The sequence below is a fragment of the Kitasatospora sp. NPDC018058 genome (genome assembly GCF_044327205.1).
In the GTDB taxonomy this organism is placed as follows: domain Bacteria; phylum Actinomycetota; class Actinomycetes; order Streptomycetales; family Streptomycetaceae; genus Kitasatospora.
Window position 1 is genome coordinate 37,401 of sequence record NZ_JBIRFA010000028.1, and the last position, 22,588, is coordinate 59,988.

Here is a 22,588-nt window from a genome sequence, read left to right on the forward strand (position 1 = left end):
AGTGGCGACTGCCGTCGGGGAGCACCCCGTCTCAGTCCGCGGCCTGCGCAAGAGCTACGGCGACTGGCACGCGGTCCAGGGTCTGGATCTGGACATCTACCGGGGTGAGGTCTTCGCCCTGCTCGGGCCGAACGGCGCGGGCAAGACGACGACCGTCGAAATCCTGGAGGGTGTCCGCCAGCGAACCGGCGGTGACGTGCGGGTCCTCGGCTGTGACCCGGCCGAGGACCGGCGCGAGTGGCGCGCCAGGATCGGGGTGGTCCCGCAGACCACCGGCGCCTACTCGGACCTGACCGTCCGTGAGGTGGTCGAGCACTTCGCGGCGTTCTACCCGAACCCGCTGCCCGTCGGCCAGGCCATCGACATGGTCGGGCTGGGCAAGCACGAGAAGAAGCAGAGCACGGACCTCTCCGGGGGCCAGGCCCGCCGCCTCGACGTCGCGGTGGGCATCGTCGGCGACCCGGACCTGATCTTCCTGGACGAACCCACCACCGGGTTGGACCCGGTGGCTCGCCGGGAGGCCTGGGACCTGGTCCGCTACTTCTCCGAGCGCGGTCGCACCACCGTGCTCACCACGCACTACCTCGACGAGGCCGAGGCGCTGGCCCAGCGCGCCGCGGTGATCGTCGCCGGCCGAGTGGTCCAGTACGGGCCGCTGGCCGAGTTCGGCGGCCGTTCGCAGACTCCGACCACGGTCTCCTTCCGGATTCCGCCGGAGCTGGCCGGCCGCACACTGCCGTCGTTGCCACGCGGGGCCGAGCCGGCCCCGGTGGGCGCGGACGGTCTGCTCGGGATCGCCACGCACGCCCCGACCGCGCTGCTCGCGGCGCTGGTCCCGTGGGCGCACCAGCTGGGGGTCGGCGAACTGCCCGAACTGCGGGTGCACCGGCCCACCCTGGAGGACATCTATCTGGACCTGATCCGGGAGCACGCCGACGGCACCGACCGCGGCACCGACCGCGGCACCGACCGCGGCACCGACCGTGGCACCGACCGCGGCGCCGACACCAGCCGGAGCATCACCCACGAGGCGGGCAAGCGATGACCCTCACCCAACCCACCGCGACCGCCCCCGTCGGCGGGACCGCCGAGGCGCCCCGGCGCGCCGCCCGGATGCCCGGCATCTGGCGGGCCGGCGCGGCCCGCTCCAAGGTGGAGCTGCGGGCGTTCTTCCGGAACAAGCAGTCGCTGGTCTTCACCCTGATGTTCCCGGTGATCCTGCTGGTCGTCTTCGGCTCGATCTTCTCGGGCAAGGTGGCCGGCACCGACACCGACCTCAAGCAGGTCTTCATGGCCGGCATCATCGCGGCCGGCGTGATGAGCACCGCCTTCTCCGGCCTGGCGATCAACATCGCGATCGAGCGCGACACCGGTACCGTCCGTCGGCTCGCGATGACCCCGATGCCCAAGTCGGCGTACTTCATCGGCAAGCTGGTGCGGGTCATCGTCACCACCGTGCTGGAGGCGGTGCTGCTGATCGGCATCGCGCTGGCACTGTTCGGACTGCCGCTGCCCAGCACCCCGGAGCGCTGGTTCACCCTCGGCTGGGACCTCGCGCTCGGCACCGTCGCCTGCGCGATGGCCGGCGCCGCGTACTCGGCGCTGATCCCCAACAGCCGGTCGGCGGCGGCGATCGTCACCCCGGTCTTCATGGTGCTGCAGTTCATCTCCGGCGTGTTCTTCCCGTTCGGCCAACTGCCCGCCTGGATGCAGACGGTGGCCGCGTTCTTCCCGGTCAAGTGGATGGCCCAGGGCTTCCGCTCGGTCTTCCTGCCGGACTCCTTCACCGCCGTGGAACCGGCCGGGAACTGGGAACTGGGGCACATCGCGATGGTCCTGGTGGCCTGGTCGCTGGCCGGCCTGGTGCTGACCGCCTTCTCCTTCCGCTGGCGCGGACCCAGGGTCCGCTGACCGTGTGATCCGATGAACGGAGCTGGACCATGACGACGGCGTCGGTGCGCCTGCCAGAGCACCTGATCCACCCGTTCGCCCCGGCCGGGCGGGCGAACCCGCACCCGGCGTACCGGTGGCTCCGGGCCAACGACCCGGTCCACCACGACGCCGCGTCCCGGCTCTGGCTCGTCACCGCGCACGCCGACTGCGCGACGGTGCTGCGCGACCCGCGCTTCTCCGCCGCACAGGGCCAGCGGGAGCGGGCCCGGGACGACGCGCTGCCGCCGTCCATGCTCACCACCGACCCGCCGGACCACCACCGGCTCCGGGCCCCGGGGGCGCTGCTCCTGGGGCCGGCGGCCGTCCGTTCCCTCTTCGAGGGGCTGGCCGCCGACGTGGACGCGCTGCTCGACCGGCTGCCCGTGGGCGGGAGGATGGACGCCGTCGCGGACCTCGGACGGCCGCTCGCCACGGCCGTGTACGCCCGCCTCTTCGGTCTGCCCGCAGGGGAGTCGAAGCGCTTCGAGGCGCTCGCCCGGGCCGCGTCCGTCAACCTCGACCCGATGGTGCCGCCAGCCCGCGCCGCCCTCGGCCGCAGCGCCGCGACCGCGCTCACCCACTACCTGGACGGCCACACCGCCCGCCTGGTGGCCGAGGGCGCCCGGGTACCGCTGACCGCCCTGGCCGCCGACGACCGGCTCAGCCGCGCCGAGACGCTCGGCATCCTCAACCTGGCCGTGATCGGCGGCTGGCAGCCGCTCGCCGAGTTCATCGGCAACGCGCTGCACCTGCTGCTGCCCGACCGTGCCGCGGTCGCCCGGCTTGCCGAGGCCGACGAGGATCTCGCTCGCCTCGCGGTGGACGAACTGCTGCGGCTGGAGGCGCCGATCCCCTTCACCGCCCGGGTCACCACCGACCGGGTCGAGCTCAGCGGCGGCGTGCTGCCGCCCGGCGCCAGGGTGCTCGCGGTGCTCACCGCCGCCAACCGCGACCCGGAGGTCTTCGCCGACCCGGACGCGCTGCGCCTGGACCGCAGCCCCAACCCGCACCTCGGCTTCGGCGGCGGCCCGCACTTCTGCCTGGCCGCCCCGCTGGTCCGCCAGACCGCCGCACTGCTGCTACCGCGCCTGGTGAGCCGCTTCCCGGCGCTGCGCGGCCCGGCCGGAGCCCCGAACTGGGACCAGTGCCTCGTCCCGCGCCGGCTGCGGGCGCTTCCGATCGAGCTCGGGGGTGAGCTGTGAACACGGTGACGACGCACGACGTGATCGTGGTGGGCGCCGGCGCGTCCGGCCTGAACTGCGCCCGACTGCTGCGTCGGCAGGGCCTGGACGTCGTGGTGTACGAGGCCCGGGAGCGGCTCGGCGGCCGGATCCACACCTTCCAGCCCGCCGACGGCGGCCCGCCGCTGGAGCTCGGCGCCCAGGTCGTGCACGGGGAGCACAACCCGGTGCACGAGCTGCTCGGCCCCGGCCGCACCGCCGCCGTACCGCGCCGGGTCACCGCCCGGATCGTCGAGGACGGCGCCGACCGGCCGATGGGCACGCTGAGTATAGGCCGTCGCGCACCCTGGCAGCTGGAGGCCATGCTGCACCGTGCCCCCGGCGTCACCGGCCTGTCGGTCGGTACCTGGCTGCGCGCCCACGGCAGCACCGGCCCCGAGGCCGCGGCCGTCATCGAGTGGTTCCGGCAGAACTGGGCCGCCGAGCCGGAGCAGCTGAGCGCCGCCGCCGTCGCCGAGGCGCACCGACAGGACACCGTCGGCGAGGGCGAGTTCGCTGTCGAGGGCGGCTTCGCCCGGCTGCCCGAGCGGCTGGCCGGGGGCTTGGAGGTCCGGCTCGGAGAACCCGTCCGGGAGCTGGCGTACGAGCCCGGGCGGGTCACCGTACGGACCGGCACCGGGGCGGCCGTCGCCCGCGCGGCCGTGCTCACCGTCCCGCCGGCCGTCCTCGCGGGCGGAGCGATCGCCGGGCTGCCCGAGAACAAGCTCGCCGCGGCCGCCCGACTGCCTGCCGGGGACGGCTACTGCGCGGTGGTCACCCTGGACCGGCCCGCGCCCGACACCGTGATCGTCTTCGACGTGGACGGCCGCACCGGCTTCACCCGCTGCGCCGCCGGCCGTCCCGAGGTGCTGGTGGTCGCCAAGGCAGGGGCCGCCGCCGAACTGCGCGCGGCCGCCGCCGACCGTACGGCGCTGGCCGGGCTGCTGGCCACCGTGCTGCCCTGGACTTCCGGCGCCGCCGTGCTGGACCTCGCCTTCGCCGACTGGGGGCGGGACCCGTACGCCGGCGGGGCGTTCACCGCGCCCCGGGCCGGGCTGGAGGAGGCCGCCCGGCAGTGGGCGGAACCGGTGGACGGCACGCTCTTCTTCGCCGGCGAGGCGACCGTGGCGGGTGAACGGCTGCCCTGGGTGCAGGGCGCCCTGGAGAGCGGGGAGCGGGCCGCCGAAGACCTGCTCAAAGCGTTGGCGAACCGATGAACGTGAGTCCGATGACTGTGCACGACGGCTGGTACCTGCTGGCCTTCCGATCCGAACTGAGCGACGGGATCACCCCGTTGGCGATCGGCCCGCGCCGCCTGATCGCCGTCCGCGAGGGGGAGCGGATCCGCGTCCTGGACGCCTCCTGCCCGCACCGCGGTGCTCACCTGGGCTACGGCGGGCGGCGCGAGGGCGACTGCGTGGTCTGCCCCTTCCACGGCAAGCGGATCGCCCTGGGGGATCCGTCCAAGCACTGGTCGGTCGCCGAGCACCGGGTGCTGGAGTGGGGTGACGCGCTGTTCGTCCGCCTGTCGGACGACCCGGCCGGCGACCGCGGCTTCGAGCAGGCGTTCAAGGGCTGGCGGGACGACTACCCGCTGGTCGCGGCCGTCAGCCTGCCGGTCGCGGTGGCGGGCGAGTACGTGGTGGAGAACGCCTTCGACCCGGACCACTTCAAGGCCGTACACGGGGTGCCCGGCACCCGGGGGATGGCCACGCGGACCGGCGAGCACGGCGAGCTGGTCATCGAGGGCGAGTTCCTGATGCAGACCTCGCCCTGGCAGGAAGCCCGCAAGCTGGAGGAGATCCGCTGGGAGGCGGTCCGGACCGGACGGGTTCGGTGGGACTTCAAGCCGCGCTTCCACGCCCAGGCGTTCAGCCCCAACGTGGTGGTCACCGAGTTCGGCCCGGAGGCGGAGCGGCAGGTGATCGTCACCGGCTCGGTGCCGACCGCCGACGGCGGCTGCGTCGCCCGGGTCGCCATCGGCGTGCGCGAGAACCAGCGGGCCGCCCTGCCGGTGTTGCTGGGCGGCAGCGAGAAGGCGCTCGCCGAGGACAAGGTGGTCTGGGAGCACCTGGACCACGACATGACTCCGCGCTACGACGCCCGGGACGAGCCGGTGCTCGCCTTCCGGGCCTTCTGCGAGGACTTCTACGGAGGCAACGGTGCCTGAGGGCCTGCACCTGCACCGCCGGGGCAGTGGTCCGGCCGTGCTGTGGATCCACGGCTACACGATGGACTCCACCACCTGGCAGCCGCTGTGGGACCGCCTGCCCGGCTGGACCCACATCGGCGTCGACCTGCCCGGCCACGGTGGCTCCGCGCCGTTCCGGCCGGGGCTGACGCTCACGGCGTTGGCCGGGCAGTTGGCTGAGGTGGCGAAGGAGAACGGTGCCCGCAGGGTGGTCGCGCTCTCCTTCGGCTCGATGTCCGCCCTGCAACTCGCCATCCAAGAGCCCGGTTCGCTCGACCGCCTGGTGCTCGCCGCCCCCACCCTGGCCGGCACCCCCAACGAGGACTCCGCCCGGGTCCGCTACAAGCAGCTGTCGATGCTCTACCGCTTCGCCGGCCCCGGCGAGCAGCTCGCCGACCTGTGGATGCAGTCCCCGCCCGACATCTTCACCGGCACCGAGCGCCACCCCGAACTCCGCGCCGCACTCAGGGCGGTGGTCGTCCGCCACAGTTGGGCCGAGCTGGGCAACCGGGCCATGGACGCCCTCACCGCCCACCAGCACACGGAGGACGACCTGCGCCGCATCGCCGCCCGCACCCTGGTCGTCCTCGGCGACGAGGACATGCCCGCCTTCGTCCGCAACGCCGAACTGCTGCGCGACACCGTCCCCGACTGCCACCTGGAGACCCTCCCTGAAACCGGCCACCTCCCGCTGCTGGAGCGCCCGGACGCGTGCGCCCCGCTGATCGCCGCCCACCTGGCCTGAAAGCCTCCTGGCCAGCGAGGAGGGCGGGAGTCGACGGAGACCGACCGGAGCCTCAGCCGTCCAGAAAGCCGCTGACCAGCTCGCGGAACGCCGTCGGTTCGTCGATCCAGGGCCAGTGCCCGCAGCCGGCGAGCACCTCCAAGCGGCCGACCGGGTAGCAGGACGCGACGCGCCGAGCCGCCCTGACGCCCGCCACCCCGTCCTCCGAACCGGCGACCACCAGCACCGGGCTGAGTACGGCAGCACGACGGGCGACCTCGGTCGCAGCGGCCGCCTCGGAGGCCGGGCGCACGTAGAAGGCGTCACGCAGCCACGACGGCGGCTGCGGATAGGTGGCCTCGGCCTCGTGGTGCCTGCGCGTCGTGTCCGACCACGCGCCGTAGCTCCAAGGCTGTGCCCCGGCCGCCAACGCTTCGGCACTGCCCGGCTCATCGGCACGTCGCGCCCGGATCGCCGCCACCTCCACTTCGTCCACCTCCCGGGAGACCAGGCCGGCAGGAGTGATCAGGACGAGCTTGCCCAACTTCTCCGGGTGGTCGGCCGCGAACGCCTGGGCGGTCAGAGTGCCTGCCGAGTGGGCGACCACATCCAGGCGTTCGATCTCCAGCCGCCGCCGCAGCTCCTCCAGGTCGCGGGCCTGCTCGGTGAAAGCACAACTGGCACGGTCCGACGGCACCTCCGACCGCCCTGCGGCACGGGCATCCAGCATGACCAGAGTGCGGAAGCCGTCCAGCCCACCGAGACGACCGAGGTCGCGCACGTCCGCCCCGGGCCCGCCGGCCAGACAGACCAGCGCGGGTCCCCTTCCGGCAACCGAATAGGACAACGTCGTTCCGTCATACGAGGTGAACCGAGGCATGCGGCCATCCTCGCAGAGCACGCTCCCCCCTTGCCTGGCCGACCGAAGGGCCAACTCCCGGCACGAGGAGCGGAGTCGACCACCGAACAGCCGACCACAATCGAAGCCGCCCACGTATTGAGCGAGCTCGCCCGGCATGCTTCTCGCCGGGGTCAGCCGGCGATGTGCGATCCCTCGCCCACTGCCGAGAACGGCCCGGACGTTGAGGTCGCAATCGCGCCAGCCCCCGGGACAGGGCCGCTGATGGACTGGCCGCGTGCCCACCACCTCTGTCCCCACGTCGTCCGCTGCCGTCCGTATGCCCGCCCGGGGCCCGGTTCGCGGCTGGCTCGCCGTCGTCTCCGTGATGACGGGGATCTTCTCCATCGTCACCACCGAGCTCCTGCCGATCGGCCTGCTCACCCCGATCGGCGCCACCTTCCGGATCCCGGACGGCACCGCCGGGCTGATGATGACCCTGCCGGGCATCGTCGCCGCCGTCGCTGCCCCGGTCGTCACGGTCGCCGTCCGGCGGGCCGACCGGCGCGGCGTGCTCTGCGGCCTCATGCTCGCCCTCGCGCTCGCCGACCTCGTCAACGCGCTCGCCCCCGGTTACTGGGCGGTGCTCGCGGCGCGGGTCGTGCTCGGGGTCGTCATCGGCGCGTTCTGGTCGATCGGGGCCGGGCTCGCCCCGCGCCTGGTGGCCGCGGAGCGGCAGGGGCGGGCCAACACGGTCATCTTCTCGGCGGTTCCGTTGGGGTCGGTCCTCGGCGTGCCCACCGGGGTCCTCCTCGGCCACCTGGCCGGGTGGCGGGCGGCCTTCGCGGCCATGGCGGTGCTGAGCCTCGCCGTGTTCGCCGCACTCGCCGCGACCCTGCCCCCGCTGCCGCCGCAGGCCCCCGCCCACCTCGCCGTCCTGCGCGGGCTGCTCCGTACGCGGGCGGTCCGTGCCGGCCTCGCGGTCACGCTCCTCCTCGTGACCGCCCACTTCGGCACGTACACCTACGTCACGCCGTTCCTGGAGGACGTCACGCACGCCGGACCGGACGCCGTCACCGTCTTCCTGCTCGTGTACGGGATCGCGGGCGTCGTGGGCAACTTCGCGGGCGGGGCCTGGGCCGGGCGGTGGCGTTCCACGTTCACCACCGCCATCGGGCTGCTCGCGGCGTCCGTGCTGCTGCTCCCCGTCCTCGGGACCACGCGGCCGGGAGCGGCGCTGCTGCTCGTGGTGTGGGGCCTCGCATACGGGGCAGTCCCGGTCTGCGCCCAGACCTGGTTCGTCCGCGCGGCACCGCACGCTCCGGAGGCGGCCACCGCGGTTTTCACAGCCTCGTTCCAGGCCACCATCTCGATCGGCGCCCTGGCCGGCGGGGTGGTCGTCGACGCCTCGTCGACGTCGGTGGTGATGGTGGTCGGGGGATGCATCGCGCTCGTCGCCGCGGCGGTGGCGCACGTTTCCGCCTCGCGGGACCGGTAGGAAAGCCGTACGAGAGCGGCCCGCTCCCTGCGCGCAGGGAGCGGGCCGCTTCGGTGCGCCTGTCAGCCGAAGGGCAGGACCTGGGTGCTGCCGCCGGCCAAGACACGCTGGTACTCGCGCTCGCCGTCGAGTGAGCGGTAGTTGATCACCGGATCGCCGGCTCGCACGAGGGTGGTCGCACATCCGAGGCACCAGGGCTGCGGCGGCTGCACGTCGAGATCCTCGATCACTGCAGGAGCAGAACACTGCGTGCAGTCCGCCATCGGGTCCTCCCCGGCGTCAGGCCCAGGTGGAGCCGCACGCGGTGCAGCCCCATCGGCCGTCCATGGTCTGGTAGGTCGCACCCGATCCGCAGACCGGGCAGGCGCGGGCGCTCGGCTCGTCGGCCCGCTCCAGCAGGGTACTGGGCGTCGGGGTGGTGGTGGGCTCAGTCTCGGTGACGGGCTTGTCGAGCAGGCTGGTGCTCATGGCGTCTCCCCTCGGGATGGAGTGGCAGAGGTACGCCGGCCGGGCATCACTCAGAGAACCCGGCTGTGGCCCAGATGTGGATGCCGTCGGGGGGCTCCCGCACGCCGTGTGCGTGCCCCGCACACCTCGTGCACGCCCTCCCTGGGAGTGCCGTCTTGTCGATATGTTGGCCACTCTGCGCGCTCGAAGGGTTGCTCAGTGTCACGTCAACATCGGCTTGGGACGGTCCTCAGGGCTGCTCGGTGTGCACAGCGGATGACTCAGACCCAGCTGGGCCGGGCATGTGGCTACTCGGCGTCTGCGATCAGTCGGATTGAGGCGGGCGCGCTCCGCCCGACCGGGCAGGCGCTTCTGCTGATCGCCCAGGCGTTGGACCTGCCGCTTGACGCCGTCGGGCTGGGTCGACCGGCTACGCTGGCGCAAGATATGACCCCGGATCAGGAGGACGTCATGCTCCGCAGGCAGCTGCTCGTGGCCGGCATGGCGGCGGCCGGAGTGTCAGTGCTTCCATCCGCCTCGGCGGCTGCCGCGCGCCCGGACGCGTCGGCCCGGATCGTCGGAGCCCTGTACGAGCCCGAACTGGCTGCGCCCACATCGTTGCAGCAGCTCAAGGCGTCGCTGGCCTCGGCACGCGCGCAGTTCACGGCGGCCCGCTACCGGGACCTCGGCGACTCTCTGCCGGGCCTGCTGGGCTCGGCGCAGGCGACCCGCGAGGCTCTATCCGGTCGATCCCGCGAGGAGGCCCATGCGTGTGTGGCCCGCGCCTGGGTACTGGCGACGGAGCTTGCGTTGAAGGCCCACTGCGATGTCGCGTGGCCGGCCGCAGACCGGGCTTTGGCCGCGGCCCAGGCCAGCGGCGACCCGGTGGTGCACGGGGAAGCGGCTCGGGTTCTGGCGATCACGATGCGGCGTTCCGGACGCCCGGCCGCCGCTGTCGATCTCCTGCGGCGCACCGCCGACTCGCTCTCGCAGGACCGAAACGACGTGTCCAGGGCCGTGGCAGCGACCCTGCTGATGACGGGCGCCTACACGGCTGCGTGCGGGCAGCGCCGAGGGGACGCCCTCGATCTCATGGCGGGCGCGGCGGAAGTGGTCGACCGCCTGAGCAGCGCCGAACTTTGCCCGAGCACCCCGCTGTTCACGGTCGACGCCACCAGCGCGCAGGCGGACCTGTACTGGATCGGCGTTCACACGGCGCTGGGCACCCCCGACGAGGGCGTGCCGTACGCGGCGCGGATCGCGCCGGGACAGCTGCCGACCGCCGAGCGCCAGGCCCGGTACGGCACGGACTGTGCGCGCATGTGGCACCACCTCGGCGACCATCGCAAGACGTTCGCGTCGCTGCGGTTCACCGAGCAGGTCGCCCCGGAGGAAGTGCGCCGCCCGGCCTTGCGGGCGCTCACAGCGGACCTGCTGTACGCGCCGGTTACGGTGGCCGGCGTGCGGGAGCTCGCCGCGCGTACAGGCGTCTCGTAGGGGGCCGTCGGCGAAGTTTTGATGGGCGCGTCGGACATTTGATGACGGCGAGACGGCCATAGTGCGGTGCTGAATCAGGCGGGCTGGTACTCCGCGTGGGGAGTCGGCGGGTCGCGGCGCGAATGGCGCGCCAGGAGGTGCAAGCTGTCCGCACTCGCACATGCACACAGAGTGCGCGCCGAACGCATGGTCAGCGTACGTCCGCATCGTCACGCTTTTGCCCATGACGACCGAGATTCCTCTCGACAGCCCCCGCAGTCACACCACCACTCTCGCGGGTACTCCCAAGGGTGCGGCGATCTGCCGGCGCATCGCCAGACGCCAACTCGCCGTCTGGGGGCTGCACTCCACGCACACCGAGTCGTTCTACTCCGCCCTCCTCATCGTCGCGGAGCTCGCCGCGAACGCGATCACGCACGGACGCGTTCCGGGGCGCGGCTTCGAGCTGCATCTCACGATCACCACCACCGCGCACCGGGGCACCACCCTTCGCATCGAGATCAGCGACCCCAGGGGCGACAAGCTTCCCGCCCTCCCCACCGTCCACGCGCCAAACGCCCAGTCCGGCCGGGGCCTCACCCTCATCGACGCGCTCTGCGACCGATGGGGCACCATCCCCCGTCACCCCAACTCGAAGACCGTCTGGGCCGAACTCGACCTCACCGATGCCTCCTGAACCCCGCCATAGCCCGGGCAGGGCGATCCTCTGCACCCTCCTGCCCTTCGCGCTCCTCCTCGCGCTGCTCGCCTGGGGCGACCACCACAACCGCCCGACTCGGAACCCCACTTCAAGTCCGAGTGTCGCCACCCCATGAAGCGCCGAGGAGCGGGAAGTCGGCCTCGCCGACTTCCCGCTCCTCGCGCCATGCGGGGCGGTTACTGGTGCAGGAACGTTTCGGTGAAGCTGGTGCCGCTGGAGCCGAGTGCGCTGGTGCGGGCCTCGTAGGTGCCGTTGGCGCTGGGGTCGAGGGCGACCGGGCCGGAGGAGCCGAGGGACTTGCCGTTGACGGTGGCCGAGGTGAAGCTCAGGGTGCCGAAGTTGGGATAGGACCCGGTCGGCGACTCGATGATGACCTCGGCGCTGGCCCGCTTCGCGGAGAGGGACTTGGTGGTGCTGTAGGTCCAGCCTCGCGTGGAGTCGGTCAGCTTCAGGGTGTACCTGCTGCTCCCGGCGTAGGTCACCGAGGCGGTGATGTGGTCGCCGGCCGACACCGGGTACGAACTGAGGCTCAGGTAGACCGGGTTGGCCGGGTACATCTCGTACCAGGCCTGGTGGACCGGGCTGCCGCTGGAGCAGTCGGTCGCCACCCCGGTCTGCTCAACGGTGGAGGAGCCGTACCCGTCGATGCCGACCCAGGGGGCGTAGAGGTCGTTGGTGGAGTTGCAGGTCGCGTTCGGCTCGGTCCAGGACGCCGAGACCGAGGTGAAGCCGCTGCCCGTGGCGGCGTAGCCGCCCCAGTTGTAGCCGTTGGTGTTGTACTGCAGGGGGCGGAACGACAGTCCCTGCGCGGCCACCGCAGTGGTCGGCGCGGCGGGGACGGCGAGGGTGGTGGCCGCTGCCGCGAGGGTGGCGACGCGTATCAGGAATCTGCGCATGCTGGCTCCTTCGTGGGGGACGAGCAGGAGGTTCACACGCCGGCCCCAGCCGTGGGGTGGCTGTGAGGGGTGGCAGTACAGGATGGCGGACTGTCATGAGCCGAGCAAGAGCCTTGGCAGGATTGGGTGTTGGGTGAATCGCCGTACCAGGTGGAAGGCGTGATGACGCCCCGAAGAGGCCCTCGTCCTGGGTGGGCGAGGGCCTTCGTGTGTGTCAGTGCTGCTCGTTCTGCTCCTCGGGGTGGGGCATCTTGAGGGTCGCGATGATGCCGAGGGCGACGGTGGCGAGCGCGAGCGCGAGGAGGGCGACGAGGACGGCGCCGACGAAGAACTTCACGGGGTCCAGGCCTCGTTCCGGTCGAGGTCGCGGAGGAGGTGGAGGAGGTTGAGCAAGGTGCTCACGGGGGAGTTGCCGAAGTCGACGAGGATGCGGCCGTCGAGGGTGGTCTCGCCGGGCGCGGCGGAGCCCCAGAGAAGCCCGTACGGGAGTCCGCGCCTGTGCAGTTCGCCGAGGAGGGCGGTGATGTGGGGCTCGGTGTAGTCCCGCATCCGGGGGTCGTCCGGCGGGACGGGTTCGCGGGTCACGAGGCGAAGTCCAGCTCGTACCAGACGGTTTTGCCGTGCTTCTGGGGGTCGACGCCCCAGCGGTGGGTGAGGCCCTCCACGAGCTGGAGACCCCGGCCGGTCTCGGCGAAGTCGGCGGGGGTGCGCTGGTGGGGGAGGGCGTCGGACTCGTCGGAGACGGTGACGCGGAGGGTGTGGTGGAGGAGCGAGAACCAGACGACGGGGGCGGTGGTGTCGCCGTGGCGCCAGGCGTTGACGATGAGCTCGGCGAGGGCGAGTTCGGCGTTGAAGATGGTCTCGGAGTCCCAGCCGTTGCGGGTCAGGGCGTCCCGCAGGGCCTGCTTCGAGAGGGTGAGCGAGGGGGTGTTACGGGTGCACACGGGAACCTCCGTGAGGCGGTGGTGTGGGAGAGGCGATGACGGGCGTCGCCGTGAGCCAGGCCAAGGTGGGGCTGGTTGCTCTTCGGTGCCGGGGCGGCAGGCGCCTACTGCCCGGAATGCAGGCATTACTGACGATCCGTCGGATCGATCTGAGAGCGACGATAACTCAGATCCATGACAAAATTTCCATGGAACCCTGATATTCCCTCGATCGTGGCTGGCTGGCCTCAGATGGACCCATGTCAGGCCAGCGCGGCAGACTGGGACCACCCTCGCCTCGGAAGGAACCATGGCTCGTACGAACCCCACACTTCGTCAGCGCAGGCTGGGAACAGAACTGCGGAGGATGCGAGAGCAGGTCGGCCTCGGCGGTAGCCAGCTCGGTCGGGCGGTCGGCATGAACCCGGCCCAGGTGACGCAGATGGAGTCGGGGAAGATCGGGATCAGCGTGGATCGGTTGCACACGATCGCCACGACGTGCATGTGCTCGAACCAGCCTCTGATCGACGCGCTCGCCGACATCATCACCGAGCGAGGCAAGCCCGGGTGGTGGGAGGAGTACCGAGAAACCCTGGCAACAGACTTCCTCGACATCGCCGAACTGGAGGGTCACGCCCGTCGGCTCTCGGTCTACGGGACCACCTTCGTCCCCGGCCTGATCCAGACTGGGTCCTACACGGCTGCGTTGTTCGCTCAGGCCTACCCACCGCCGCTGCGTCACGAGGTCGATCTCAAGACGGCCTTCCGAATGCAGCGACAGCGCATCATCCGATCTGGAGTGACGCCATACTCTGCCTTCATCCACGAGGCAGCCCTGCGCATGCAGTTCATTGATCCGAAGGTCAACATCGAGCAGATCGACGCTCTCATCGCCGACTCGGAGCAGCCCAGCATCTCAGTGCGAGTTGTGCCGTTCGCTGCCGGTGCGGTGCCCAGCCCGTGCGAGAACTTCACCTATGCCGAAGGCCCGATCACCGAGCTGGACGCCGCGCAGATGGACACAGGGCATGGCGGGCAGCTGTTCGACAGCCCGGCCCATCTCGCAAGGTTCCGTGCCCTCCTTGCCATGATGGACTCCACGGCACTCTCCGAGGAGAAGTCACGTGACCTCATGCAGTCGATCAAGGAAGAAATGGCAGGCCAGCATGTCTAGCTCAGCGTGGCAGAAGTCCAGCTACTCGGCCTCAAGCGACAACTGTGTTGAGGTACGCGCCATCGATGGGTTGATCGAGTTCCGCGAGTCTGACGAGGGCGACGTCATCGTCCGCATGACCTCCCCCAAGTTCGCAGCGTTTCTCCAGGGCGCCAAGGCCGGCGAGTTCGACCACTTGATCGCCGACGCCTGAGCGAATCGTTCCGGCGGCCTCTCGCTCCCCGCGAGAGGCCGCCGTTGGCTGGCTCAGGTCACCCGCACCGGCCGGACCTCGACGAGGTCGCCCGGGGCCGCAGGCATCCGGCGGGCCCAGGCGACCGCCTCTGCCTCGTCGGCCACGTCGATGACCCAGATCCCCCCGATGTGCTCGTGCCCCTCCCGGTACGGCCCGTCGGAGACCGGCGTCTCCGACGGGCCGCCCGGCACCACCAGGCGCGCACTGCACGCGCGCCGCAGCCCGCCGCCGTACCGCACAGCGACCCCGGCCTCGTACATCTCGCGGCCGAACCGGGCGTGCGCGGCGTCGAGTTCGGCTTCCTCGGCCTCGCTCAGCGCGTCCCAGACCCGCTCGTCGCCGTGAATGAGCAGGGTGTATTCCATGATCCTCAGTTCTCCGTTCCCACCGGCCGGTTGGTGCGCGGAGGCCCGTCGCAGCGACGGACCTCCACCCGGCCCGATTCGCTGACCGGCAGTTTCGCCGCCCAGCTCAGCGCCTCCTCCTCGGAGGGCACGTCGATCACCCACAGGCCGCCGACCTCCAGCACGCCCGCCGCGGCCCGGGCCTCGCCCTCGGCGGCGGCCGGTCTGGCCAGCCGCGCGCCGTAGACGATCCGCACGCCGGCCTCGGCCAGCTCGCGCCCGAAGGCCCGGTTGGCGGTGAAGCGCTGCTCGCGCTCCTCGGGCGTCATCCGGTCCCAGTCCGTCTCCTGGCCGAAGACCAGCAGTGCGTAGTCCATGTCCCCTCCCGAAGCGAAGCGCCAGCTACATCTGCCGGTGTGCCAGGCGGGCGAACAGCCCGTCCCGGTCCGCCAACAGCTCCTCGTACCGGCCCTGCTGCACCACCCGGCCCTGGTCCATCACGATGATCCGGTCAGCCTCGGCGACCGTCGACAGCCGGTGGGCGATCACCACCCGGGTCGCGTTGAGCCGTCGGGTGGACTCGGTGACCAGCCGCTGGGTCGGGTTGTCCAGCGCACTCGTCGCCTCGTCGAAGAAGACGATGCGGGGCCGGGAGACCAGTGCGCGGGCGATCATCAGGCGCTGCCGCTGGCCGCCGCTGAGGGTGCTGGTGCCCTCCGAGAGCACGGTGTTCATGCCCATCGGCATGGCCGCGATGTCCTTGTCGATGCCGGCCATCTCGGCGGCCGCCCAGGCGTCGTCCAGGGTGTGGTTGGTCGAGCCGACGATGTTGGCCTTGATGTCGCCGGCCAGCAGCGCGCCGTTCTGGAGCACCACCCCGCACTGGCGGCGCACCGCGGAGACCTCCAGCTCCCCGAGGTCCTGGCCGTCGTACAGCACGGTGCCGCTCTCCGGCCGCTCGAAGCCGAGCAGCAGCCGCAGCACGGTGGACTTGCCGCTGCCGGACGGGCCGACGACCGCCACGAACTCGCCGGGCTCGATGCTCAGCGTGACGTCCTGGAGGGCCGCCGGGCCGTCCTCGCCGTAGCGGAAGGTGACGTGGCTCAGGCCGAGCCGGCCGGAGAGGTCGCCCGGGTCGGCCTTGCTGTCGTCGACCTCGGGCTTCTCCTCGAGTATTGGTCGCAGCCGCTCCAGCATCGGCACCACGCCCATCGCGGTGACCGCCGCCGAGGTGAACTGCAGGCTGGAGGCGATCAGCAGGTTGAAGGCGGTGAAGAAGGAGAGGAAGACGGGGATCGGCACCGCGCCGTCCAGCGGGCCGGCGATGATGCCGAAGATGACCACCGAACAGACCAGTGGGAAGCCCGCGTTGAAGGTGGTGACGGCGTTCTGCACCCGGCGCGAGGAGGCGGCCAGGCCGCGGCCCTTGCCGAGTTCGGCGGCCCACACCCCGAACACCCGGTCCTCGGCCGCGGTGACCCGCAACTTGGGGACGGCGGTGAGCAGTTGGAAGACCCGGGCGGACATGGTCTGCTCGTGCGCGTACAGCTTGCGCTGCCAGCGGACCTCCAGCCGTCCGGCGGCCAGGCCGACGCCGACACCGACCAGCACCAGCAGGGTGGCCAGTCCGGCGAGCCGCAGGTCGTAGAAGAAGACCAGCACCAGGTTGGCCAGACCGGTCAGCAGCCCGAGGGTCGCCGTGGTCATCATCCCGGAGAGGGTTTCCTGGGCGGCGCTGACGCCGAGCACCGTGGTGCCCAGCTCGCCGGTGGAGTAGCCGGCGAAGAACGGCGCGGGCAGCGACAGCAGTCTGGTCCAGACGCCGACCTGCATCGCGGCGGTGGAGCGGCTCTCGATCCGCAGCACCGCGATGTTCTGCACGATGGACAGCGCGGCCACCGCCATCGCGGAGCCGATCACCACCAGCGCGCCCTCGGTGATCAGGTTGCGCTGGGCGTGGGCGACGAAGGTGCCGAGCACCTCGCCGGTCATCACCGGGACGAGCAGGCCGATCAGCGCGACCAGGGTGGCCATGCCGGTGAACATCCACAGGTCCTGCCGGTTGTTGCGCAGGCCGAAGCGGAGCAGCCCGGCGACGGACCGTACGGTCAGCGGCAGCGGCCGGTACAGCACGGTGGCCTTGTTCTGCAGTTCGGCGGCCAGCTTCGGGGTCAGCGGGGTGGCCTTGCCGCCCTCGGCCAGGACGTAGCCGTCGCCGAGGGGGAGCAGGGCGACCGGGGCGCCGGCCTTGCGGTAGCCGACCATCGCGCCGAGGTCGTTGCGCCACCAGTTGCCGTCCAGCCGTACGGACCGGGTGCGGACGTTGGAGGCCAGGGCGATCGCCTGCAGCCGGTCCAGTCGGCGGTCGTGGCCGTTGCCGGCCACCGGGGCGGTGACGGTGAAGCCCTCGTGCGCGGCGACCAGTCGGGCGGCGGCCAGGGTCGGTTCGTCGCCGGTGGCGTCGCCGATCCGCAGTCGGGAGGAGGTGTCGCGCAGGATGGTCTCGAAGCCGCGGGCGGAGTCGGCGAGCGTTCCGGCGTCGCGGTCCTGGCGGGCGGCGATCAGCTCGGTCTCGGTGCCCCGGCGGGCCTCGATCCGGCGGTCGACGGCGTCCAGCAGCCGCCCGCAGTGGGCGGCCAGGCGCTCCCAGAGGCCGCCCTCGTCGAGCAGTGCGCGCGGGGAGCGGGCCCGGACGGTGGCCGGGCCGGCCGCGACCAGCCAGTCCCGTTCGGTGAGGCAGAGCTCGGCGCCCTCGGCGAGTTCGCCCTCCGCCCCCTCGGGGGCCTCGACGGCGCCCTCCTCGACCCGCACCCACTGCAGGCCGTCCACCGAGCGCAGCGCCTGGCCCCTCTTGAGGACGGTCGGCTCCGTCGGGTCGAGCGGGGTGAACTCGCGCGGCGGCAGGGTGTCGCGCATCGCGCCGGCCAGCGCGGTGAGGCCGCGGCCCAGTCCGGCCAGGAACTGGTCGGCGGCGAGCTGCTGTTCGCCTTCCGGCAGGGCCCGGACGGCGGCGCCGGCCGTGGTGCCGCACTCCCGGCCGCGGGCGGACAGGCCCTCGACCCAGGAGGTGGCGAGGAAGGACAGTTCGGCGCCGAGCACCGGCCGGGCGACGATGCCGCGCGGACCGGCGGCCGCACCGGGCACCAGGGTGCCGGCCTCGATCCGGCAGAGGAAGTGCCAACGGCCCTGCGGGGCGCCGGAGGCGAGCTGGACGGCGAACAGGTCGACGGCGCCGGAGCGGACCAGCAGCATCCGCCCGGGGTCGTCCAGCACGAGGTAGCGGTCGGCCAGCGGCTCGACCGGCTCGGCCGCCTCGGTGAAGAACGGCGAGGACACCTCCACAGCAAGCGTCACAGTTCGTCCTCCTCCTCGCGGCGCGCGGACTCGATGAGCGCGGTGTAGTGCCCGCCGAGCGCCAACAGCTCGTCGTGGGTGCCGCGTTCGACGATGGATCCCTCGTGCAGCACGATGATCTCGTCGGCGTCGCGGACGGTGGAGAGCCGGTGGGCGATGATCAGGCAGGCGCAGCCGCGGCGGCGCAGGTTGTCCATGATCACGCGTTCGGTCTCCGGGTCGAGCGCGCTGGTCGCCTCGTCCAGCACCAGCAGGGTCGGCTCGGTGGCCAACGCCCGGGCCAGTTCCAGTCGTTGGCGCTGGCCGCCGCTGAAGTTGCGGCCGCCCTCCAGGACCGGGCTGTGGATGCCGCCGGGGCGGGTCATCACGGTGTCGAAGACGGCGGCGTCGCGCAGCGCGGCGGTGACCGCCTCGTCGGGGACGTCGTCGTTCCAGAGCGTCAGATTGTCCCGGACGGTGCCCTCGAACAGCGAGATGTCCTGGTCCACGTAGGCCAGTGAGGAGGCCAGGACGGCCCGGGAGATCTCCTCGCGCGGCCGCCCGTCCAACAGGATCCGGCCCGACCACGGGGTGTAGAGGCCGGTGAGCAGCCGGCCCAGGGTGGACTTGCCGCTGCCGGAGCCGCCGACCGCGGCGATCCGGCGGCCGGGGACCACGGTCAGGCTGAGGTCCTTGATGATCGGGTCGGAGAGCGGGCTGTAGCCGAAGCGGACGTTCTCGAACTCCAGGTTGCCGTCCAGCTTGGGCCCGGCCGGCGGCTCGGGCTTGGCGAAGGCGGCGGCGACCGGGTAGCGCTCGACGTCGTACAGCCGCTTGATGTCGGCGGTGACGTCCTGCAGCCGGCCGCCCAGGTTGGTGAGCTGGGTGACCGGGCGGCTGAGTGCGGCCAGCAGGGTCTGGAAGGAGACCAGGATGCCGACGCTCATCGCGCCGTCCACCACCCGCTGGCCGCCGACCAGCAGGATCAGCCCGCTGTTGAGCGCGGCCAGCATCGGCGGCACCACGGTGAGCACGGCGCTGGGGATGCCCAGCTTCTGCTTGGCGGTGACCACCTTGGCCAGGAAGCCGGCCCAGCGGCTGAACGCGTCCTGCTCGGCGCCGGTGGCCTTGACGGTCTCGATCAGCGCGAGGGTGGTGAAGGTGGTCGCGGTGAGGTTGCCGCGGTCGGTGCGCAGTGCGGCGACCGCGTCGGTACGGGCCCGGGCGACGGCCTGCAGCACGACGACGTTGAGCAGCGCCATGCCGACGCCGACCACGCCGAGCAGGATGTCGTAGCGGATCAGTACGGCCGCGTAGAACAGCACCAGGCCGAGGTTGATCACGGTGAGCGCGAGGTCGCGGGAGAGGATCTCGGCGACCACGTCGTTGCCGGACACCCGCTTGGCCACCTCGGCCGGGCGGCGCTGCAGGAAGAAGTCGACGGGCAGTCGCAGCAGGTGCCGGAAGAACCGGGCGGAGCTGACCAGCCCCATCCGGATCTCGATCCGCAGCAGGTAGTGCCGTTGGACGGATGTCAGCACGAACACGACGACGGCGGTGGCGGTCATGGCGGCCAGCAGCGGGAGGAGGTAGCCGCTCCCGCTGCCGGCCAGGACCCGGTCGATGAACACCCGGGTGTACGCGGGGATCGCGATGCCCGGCAGCACCAGCAGCAGGCTGGCGAGCAGCACCAGCGGCATCGCGCGTCCGGTGGGCAGCCGGCGTTCCAGCAGGGCGCGGCCGATGCCGCCCTTGTCGCCGCCGGGCTCGAAGTCGGGGCCCTTCTCGAAGGAGAGCACGATCCCGGTGAAGCCGGAGTCGAACTCGTCCCACTCCATCAGGCGCGGGCCGCTGGCCGGGTCGTTGACCGCGACGACGGTGCGGCCGTAGCGGGTGCGGATGCCCTCGACGACCATGAAGTGCTGGAAGGCCCAGAAGATGATCACCGGGCCGTCGAGGTCGCGGAGCTTCTCGGCCTCGGTCTGGTAGCCGCGGGCCTTCAGCCCGTACGTCCGGGCGGCGTTCAGCAGGGTGGAGGCGCGGGCGCCGTCGCGGGAGACGCCGCAGACGCCGCGCAGGTCCTCCAGCGGGACCCAACGGCCGTGGTAGGCGAGGATCATGGCGAGGCTGGCCGCGCCGCACTCGACCGACTCCATCTGCAGGACGGTGGGGACGACGTGCCGCCAGCGCCGCGGCGCGGCCGCCCGGGTGGGGCGGCTGCGGCGGCGCTTCCCGCTCGGCTCGGGTTCCGGTGTGGTCGCCGGGGTGGTCTCCGGGATCGTGGCTGTCATCGGAGCCCCCTCAGCGGCCGAGGATCAGGTTGAACGGCGTCTGCTGGCCCACGTTGATCGTGGCGGTGACCGCGACCTGGGTGCCCAGCGGGTTGGGCGGGCCGCTCTGCGAGGTCCAGGAGTAGCCGGTCGGGGTGCTCGGGTCGGGCGTCAGCTCGACCACGACCAGGCGGGGCGCGTCCTTGCCCAGGTAGCGCTGGGCGGCGAGGTCGCCGCCGACCAGTCCGGAGACCGCCTCCTTGGTGAGCGCGTACGGGCTGACCGAGCTGACCGTGCCGCGCAGCAGGCCGAAGGCGCCGGCCGGGCTGGTGGACACGTTGAGGTCGACCTGGTCGCCGGGCGCCAGCCCGACGGTGTGGGTCGCGGGCACGAAGACCATCGCGACCATGCCCTCCTGGGGGTCGTCGATCCGTTCGACCGAGACCACCGGGGAGCCGGGGGCGACCACCTGGCCGTCGGTGACCGACAGGCCGACCACCCGCCCGCCGAACGGGCTGGTGATCTCCCGGCTGTGGCCCTCGGCGTCCTCGACCCGGGCCACCGACTGGCCCTGCTTGACCTGGTCGGAGGGCTTGGCCAGGACGGTGCGGACCATCCCGCCGAACGGGCTCTGGATCATCGCGGTGCCGTGCGGGCGGCTCAGCAGGCCGGGGGCGTCCACGGTGATCGGGATGTTCCCGGCGAAGGTCCACAGCAGCGCCGCCGCCATGGTGATCATGACGACGAACAGGGCGATCCAGCCCCGCGGTGCGGCGAGCAGGGTGGGCGAGTCGAGCTCGTCCGGCTCGCGCATCCGCTGCAGCGCTTTGAAACGGAACTTCATGCTTTGGCTTCTCTCCGTGGGACGCCGACGTCCTGGCGCAGCGTCCGTGAACGACTTCCGATGACCAGTTCGCCGACGCTGCCCTCGGTGAAGTAGTCGAGGCCGCTGGCCGTGGCGAAGTCGGCCGCGTCGCCGCCGCCGAGGCCGCAGACCGCGAGGTCCATGGCGGTGCCGACCAGGTAGAGGGTCTGGTAGAGCGCGCCGACGTGCTTGAGGATCAGCGGGTAGGCGACCGTCTCGTACTTCCACATCACCCGGCCGAAGCGCGCGGTGACCAGCAGCACCACCTGCGGGTCGGCCTGCATCAGGCTCGACTCGCGGGCGTTCTTGACCAGTTGGGCGGTCGCCTGGTCGGGCTCGCTGACCAGCTCCAGCTCGTGCCGGTCGGTCGCGTAGTGCCACAGGCCGGGCGCCAGGCCCGCGCAGGAGGTCACCAGCGGGTACACCTCCAGCTCGTGCACCGCGCCGCCGCTCGGGTACGGCCGGTCGGCCAGCTCCTGGCCGTCGCCGCCGGTGAAGGTCTGCCGCCGCCGGACGCTGCGGTAGAGCAGCTCGCCGAGCTGCTCCAGCGTGATCGGCGCCTGCTCGTCGTGGTCGCGCACCGAGCGGCGCTGCTCCAGCACCTCGGTGAACGGCCGGTCGGCGCGGGCGAGTTCGTCCAGGTCCGGGACGGACAGGGCGACCTTCTCGCCCGGGAAGGGCGCCGGCGAGGCCGGCTCGGGGTCGAAACGGTCGCCGAACCGGTAGGTGCCGCCGTACCCGGCGACGCTGGTGGGCCGGCGGGTGCGGGAGTGGAAGGCGAGGTCGGCGGCCTGCCACTGGGCGAAGCGCTGCTCCTCGGCCTCCGGCTCGGCGCCGGGGGAGCCGTACGCCAGCAGCCCGGCGGCGGCGAACAGCCGCAGGGTCTGCCGGACGGCGTCCAGCGGCAGGCCGCCGGGCAGTTGGGCGAGTGCGGCGGGGCTGGTCCAGCCGGCCAGGGCGGCCAGCAGGCCGGCCGCCCGGGCGGTCAGCTGGACGGCCAGCGGGCTGCCCGGGGCGCGTACCAGCAGGGCGCCGTCCTCGACCGCGGCGGAGGCGAAGCGGGACAGCTTCACCAGGCCGGTCGGGTCCGGGGTGGGGCCCGGCTCGGCGGCGCCCCGGCCGACCGGCCGCAGCCGGGCCAGCGGCTCGTCCGCGCCGTCGGTCGGGGTGGAGGTCGCCAGGTGGACGGAGTGCTCCAGCATCCCGGCCATCCCGAGCCGGCGGCGGGCCAGCTGCCAGCGCAGCAGTCCGGCGTCGCCGTCCCGGGCCGCGACCAGGGCGGCCAGTTCCTCCTCGGTCTGCTCCCTGGCGGCCAGCGCGGCCACCGCCGCCATGGCGCCGGGCGCCAGGTCGGGCAGGTTCAGCGCGCCGACGGGCGCGGTCAGCCGTACGGCCCGGGGGCCGAGCGGGGCGAGCGCGCCGTCCGGGCGCAGTCGCAGCCGGCGGACCGTTCGGGCGGCCGCGGGCAGGTGGATCTCGTCGAGTTCGGTGGTCATCGCGT

24 protein-coding genes are annotated in these 22,588 nt (G+C 72.3%); 11 read left to right on the forward strand and 13 right to left on the reverse strand.

Annotated features, from left to right (window positions below; translation table 11 throughout):
• Position 1 precedes the first annotated feature (1 nt).
• Genes ACH4E7_RS31310 through ACH4E7_RS31335 form a run of 6 tightly spaced genes read left to right on the forward strand, consistent with a single transcriptional unit; the run spans position 2 to position 6,088 of the window.
• Complete coding sequence (locus ACH4E7_RS31310; RefSeq protein ID WP_396252528.1) at positions 2–1,045, forward strand: ABC transporter ATP-binding protein; 1,044 nt, start codon at positions 2–4, stop codon at positions 1,043–1,045.
• On the forward strand, positions 1,042–1,911 hold the full coding sequence (locus tag ACH4E7_RS31315; RefSeq protein ID WP_396252529.1) for an ABC transporter permease: 870 nt from the start codon (positions 1,042–1,044) through the stop codon (positions 1,909–1,911). Before ACH4E7_RS31310 ends, ACH4E7_RS31315 begins: the two co-directional genes overlap by 4 nt.
• A 29-nt stretch (positions 1,912–1,940) precedes the next feature.
• Positions 1,941–3,134, forward strand: coding sequence for a cytochrome P450 (locus ACH4E7_RS31320; protein WP_396252530.1), 1,194 nt, complete (start codon positions 1,941–1,943; stop codon positions 3,132–3,134).
• 5 nt (positions 3,135–3,139) lie between these two features.
• A complete protein-coding gene (locus ACH4E7_RS31325) occupies positions 3,140–4,369 on the forward strand; it encodes a flavin monoamine oxidase family protein (protein ID WP_396252531.1) in 1,230 nt (409 codons plus the stop codon).
• Between the two features lie 11 nt (positions 4,370–4,380).
• Positions 4,381–5,322, forward strand: coding sequence for a Rieske 2Fe-2S domain-containing protein (locus ACH4E7_RS31330; protein WP_396252532.1), 942 nt, complete (start codon positions 4,381–4,383; stop codon positions 5,320–5,322).
• Positions 5,315–6,088 (forward strand): alpha/beta fold hydrolase, encoded by a 774-nt coding sequence (locus tag ACH4E7_RS31335; RefSeq protein WP_396252533.1) that lies wholly within the window; start codon positions 5,315–5,317, stop codon positions 6,086–6,088. The genes ACH4E7_RS31330 and ACH4E7_RS31335 overlap by 8 nt, the downstream gene beginning before the upstream one ends.
• Positions 6,089–6,140: 52 nt before the next feature.
• On the opposite strand, the gene ACH4E7_RS31340 is transcribed toward ACH4E7_RS31335, so the two are convergent.
• Positions 6,141–7,313 (reverse strand): alpha/beta fold hydrolase, encoded by a 1,173-nt coding sequence (locus ACH4E7_RS31340; RefSeq protein ID WP_396252534.1) that lies wholly within the window; start codon positions 7,311–7,313, stop codon positions 6,141–6,143.
• Here ACH4E7_RS31340 and ACH4E7_RS31345 point away from each other — a divergent pair.
• Positions 7,246–8,403, forward strand: a complete 1,158-nt coding sequence (locus tag ACH4E7_RS31345; RefSeq protein ID WP_396252535.1) for an MFS transporter — start codon at positions 7,246–7,248, stop codon at positions 8,401–8,403. The two genes, ACH4E7_RS31340 and ACH4E7_RS31345, sit on opposite strands and share 68 nt — an antisense overlap.
• Before the next feature lie 62 nt (positions 8,404–8,465).
• Here ACH4E7_RS31345 and ACH4E7_RS31350 read toward each other — a convergent pair whose 3' ends face one another.
• Entirely contained in the window at positions 8,466–8,633 is a 168-nt protein-coding gene (locus ACH4E7_RS31350) for a hypothetical protein (RefSeq protein ID WP_396252536.1), read from the reverse strand.
• A gap of 49 nt (positions 8,634–8,682) precedes the next feature.
• Positions 8,683–8,871: a hypothetical protein gene (locus ACH4E7_RS31355; RefSeq protein WP_396252537.1), complete on the reverse strand. Its 189-nt coding sequence runs from the start codon at positions 8,869–8,871 to the stop codon at positions 8,683–8,685.
• Between the two features lie 255 nt (positions 8,872–9,126).
• Between ACH4E7_RS31355 and ACH4E7_RS31360 the strand changes: the two genes are divergently transcribed.
• Together ACH4E7_RS31360 and ACH4E7_RS31365 are read left to right on the forward strand one after the other, a co-directional pair.
• Positions 9,127–10,347, forward strand: a complete 1,221-nt coding sequence (locus tag ACH4E7_RS31360; RefSeq protein WP_396252538.1) for a helix-turn-helix domain-containing protein — start codon at positions 9,127–9,129, stop codon at positions 10,345–10,347.
• Positions 10,348–10,570: 223 nt separating this feature from the next.
• A complete protein-coding gene (locus tag ACH4E7_RS31365; RefSeq protein ID WP_396252539.1) occupies positions 10,571–11,023 on the forward strand; it encodes an ATP-binding protein in 453 nt (150 codons plus the stop codon).
• 200 nt (positions 11,024–11,223) lie between these two features.
• On the opposite strand, the gene ACH4E7_RS31370 is transcribed toward ACH4E7_RS31365, so the two are convergent.
• The 4 genes from ACH4E7_RS31370 to ACH4E7_RS31385 form a co-directional block, all read right to left on the reverse strand.
• Entirely contained in the window at positions 11,224–11,943 is a 720-nt protein-coding gene (locus ACH4E7_RS31370; RefSeq protein WP_396252540.1) for a G1 family glutamic endopeptidase, read from the reverse strand.
• A 214-nt stretch (positions 11,944–12,157) separates the two neighbouring features.
• Positions 12,158–12,280 carry a hypothetical protein gene (locus tag ACH4E7_RS31375; protein ID WP_396252541.1) on the reverse strand — a complete coding sequence of 41 codons (123 nt, stop codon included), beginning with the start codon at positions 12,278–12,280 and terminating at the stop codon, positions 12,158–12,160.
• Positions 12,277–12,528, reverse strand: coding sequence for a hypothetical protein (locus ACH4E7_RS31380; RefSeq protein WP_396252542.1), 252 nt, complete (start codon positions 12,526–12,528; stop codon positions 12,277–12,279). The genes ACH4E7_RS31375 and ACH4E7_RS31380 overlap by 4 nt, the downstream gene beginning before the upstream one ends.
• Positions 12,525–12,887 (reverse strand): ATP-binding protein, encoded by a 363-nt coding sequence (locus ACH4E7_RS31385; RefSeq protein ID WP_396252543.1) that lies wholly within the window; start codon positions 12,885–12,887, stop codon positions 12,525–12,527. The genes ACH4E7_RS31380 and ACH4E7_RS31385 overlap by 4 nt, the downstream gene beginning before the upstream one ends.
• A 289-nt stretch (positions 12,888–13,176) precedes the next feature.
• Here ACH4E7_RS31385 and ACH4E7_RS31390 point away from each other — a divergent pair, with 289 nt between their 5' ends.
• Together ACH4E7_RS31390 and ACH4E7_RS31395 are read left to right on the forward strand one after the other, a co-directional pair.
• A complete protein-coding gene (locus tag ACH4E7_RS31390) occupies positions 13,177–14,040 on the forward strand; it encodes a helix-turn-helix domain-containing protein (protein WP_396252544.1) in 864 nt (287 codons plus the stop codon).
• Positions 14,033–14,233 carry a DUF397 domain-containing protein gene (locus ACH4E7_RS31395; protein WP_396252545.1) on the forward strand — a complete coding sequence of 67 codons (201 nt, stop codon included), beginning with the start codon at positions 14,033–14,035 and terminating at the stop codon, positions 14,231–14,233. Before ACH4E7_RS31390 ends, ACH4E7_RS31395 begins: the two co-directional genes overlap by 8 nt.
• A 53-nt stretch (positions 14,234–14,286) precedes the next feature.
• Here ACH4E7_RS31395 and ACH4E7_RS31400 read toward each other — a convergent pair whose 3' ends face one another.
• From ACH4E7_RS31400 to ACH4E7_RS31425, 6 genes are read right to left on the reverse strand one after another with little or no spacing between them, the layout of a single operon-like run.
• Positions 14,287–14,640: a YciI family protein gene (locus tag ACH4E7_RS31400; protein WP_396252546.1), complete on the reverse strand. Its 354-nt coding sequence runs from the start codon at positions 14,638–14,640 to the stop codon at positions 14,287–14,289.
• Between the two features lie 5 nt (positions 14,641–14,645).
• Positions 14,646–14,996, reverse strand: coding sequence for a YciI family protein (locus ACH4E7_RS31405; protein WP_396252547.1), 351 nt, complete (start codon positions 14,994–14,996; stop codon positions 14,646–14,648).
• A gap of 25 nt (positions 14,997–15,021) precedes the next feature.
• Positions 15,022–17,973 carry an NHLP bacteriocin export ABC transporter permease/ATPase subunit gene (locus tag ACH4E7_RS31410; protein WP_396252548.1) on the reverse strand — a complete coding sequence of 984 codons (2,952 nt, stop codon included), beginning with the start codon at positions 17,971–17,973 and terminating at the stop codon, positions 15,022–15,024.
• Complete coding sequence (locus ACH4E7_RS31415) at positions 17,970–20,243, reverse strand: NHLP family bacteriocin export ABC transporter peptidase/permease/ATPase subunit (protein WP_396252549.1); 2,274 nt, start codon at positions 20,241–20,243, stop codon at positions 17,970–17,972. Before ACH4E7_RS31415 ends, ACH4E7_RS31410 begins: the two co-directional genes overlap by 4 nt.
• Positions 20,244–20,253: 10 nt before the next feature.
• Positions 20,254–21,066, reverse strand: a complete 813-nt coding sequence (locus ACH4E7_RS31420; protein ID WP_396252550.1) for an HlyD family efflux transporter periplasmic adaptor subunit — start codon at positions 21,064–21,066, stop codon at positions 20,254–20,256.
• Entirely contained in the window at positions 21,063–22,583 is a 1,521-nt protein-coding gene (locus tag ACH4E7_RS31425) for a SagB family peptide dehydrogenase (protein WP_396252551.1), read from the reverse strand. The genes ACH4E7_RS31420 and ACH4E7_RS31425 overlap by 4 nt, the downstream gene beginning before the upstream one ends.
• Between the last annotated feature and the right edge of the window lie 5 nt (positions 22,584–22,588).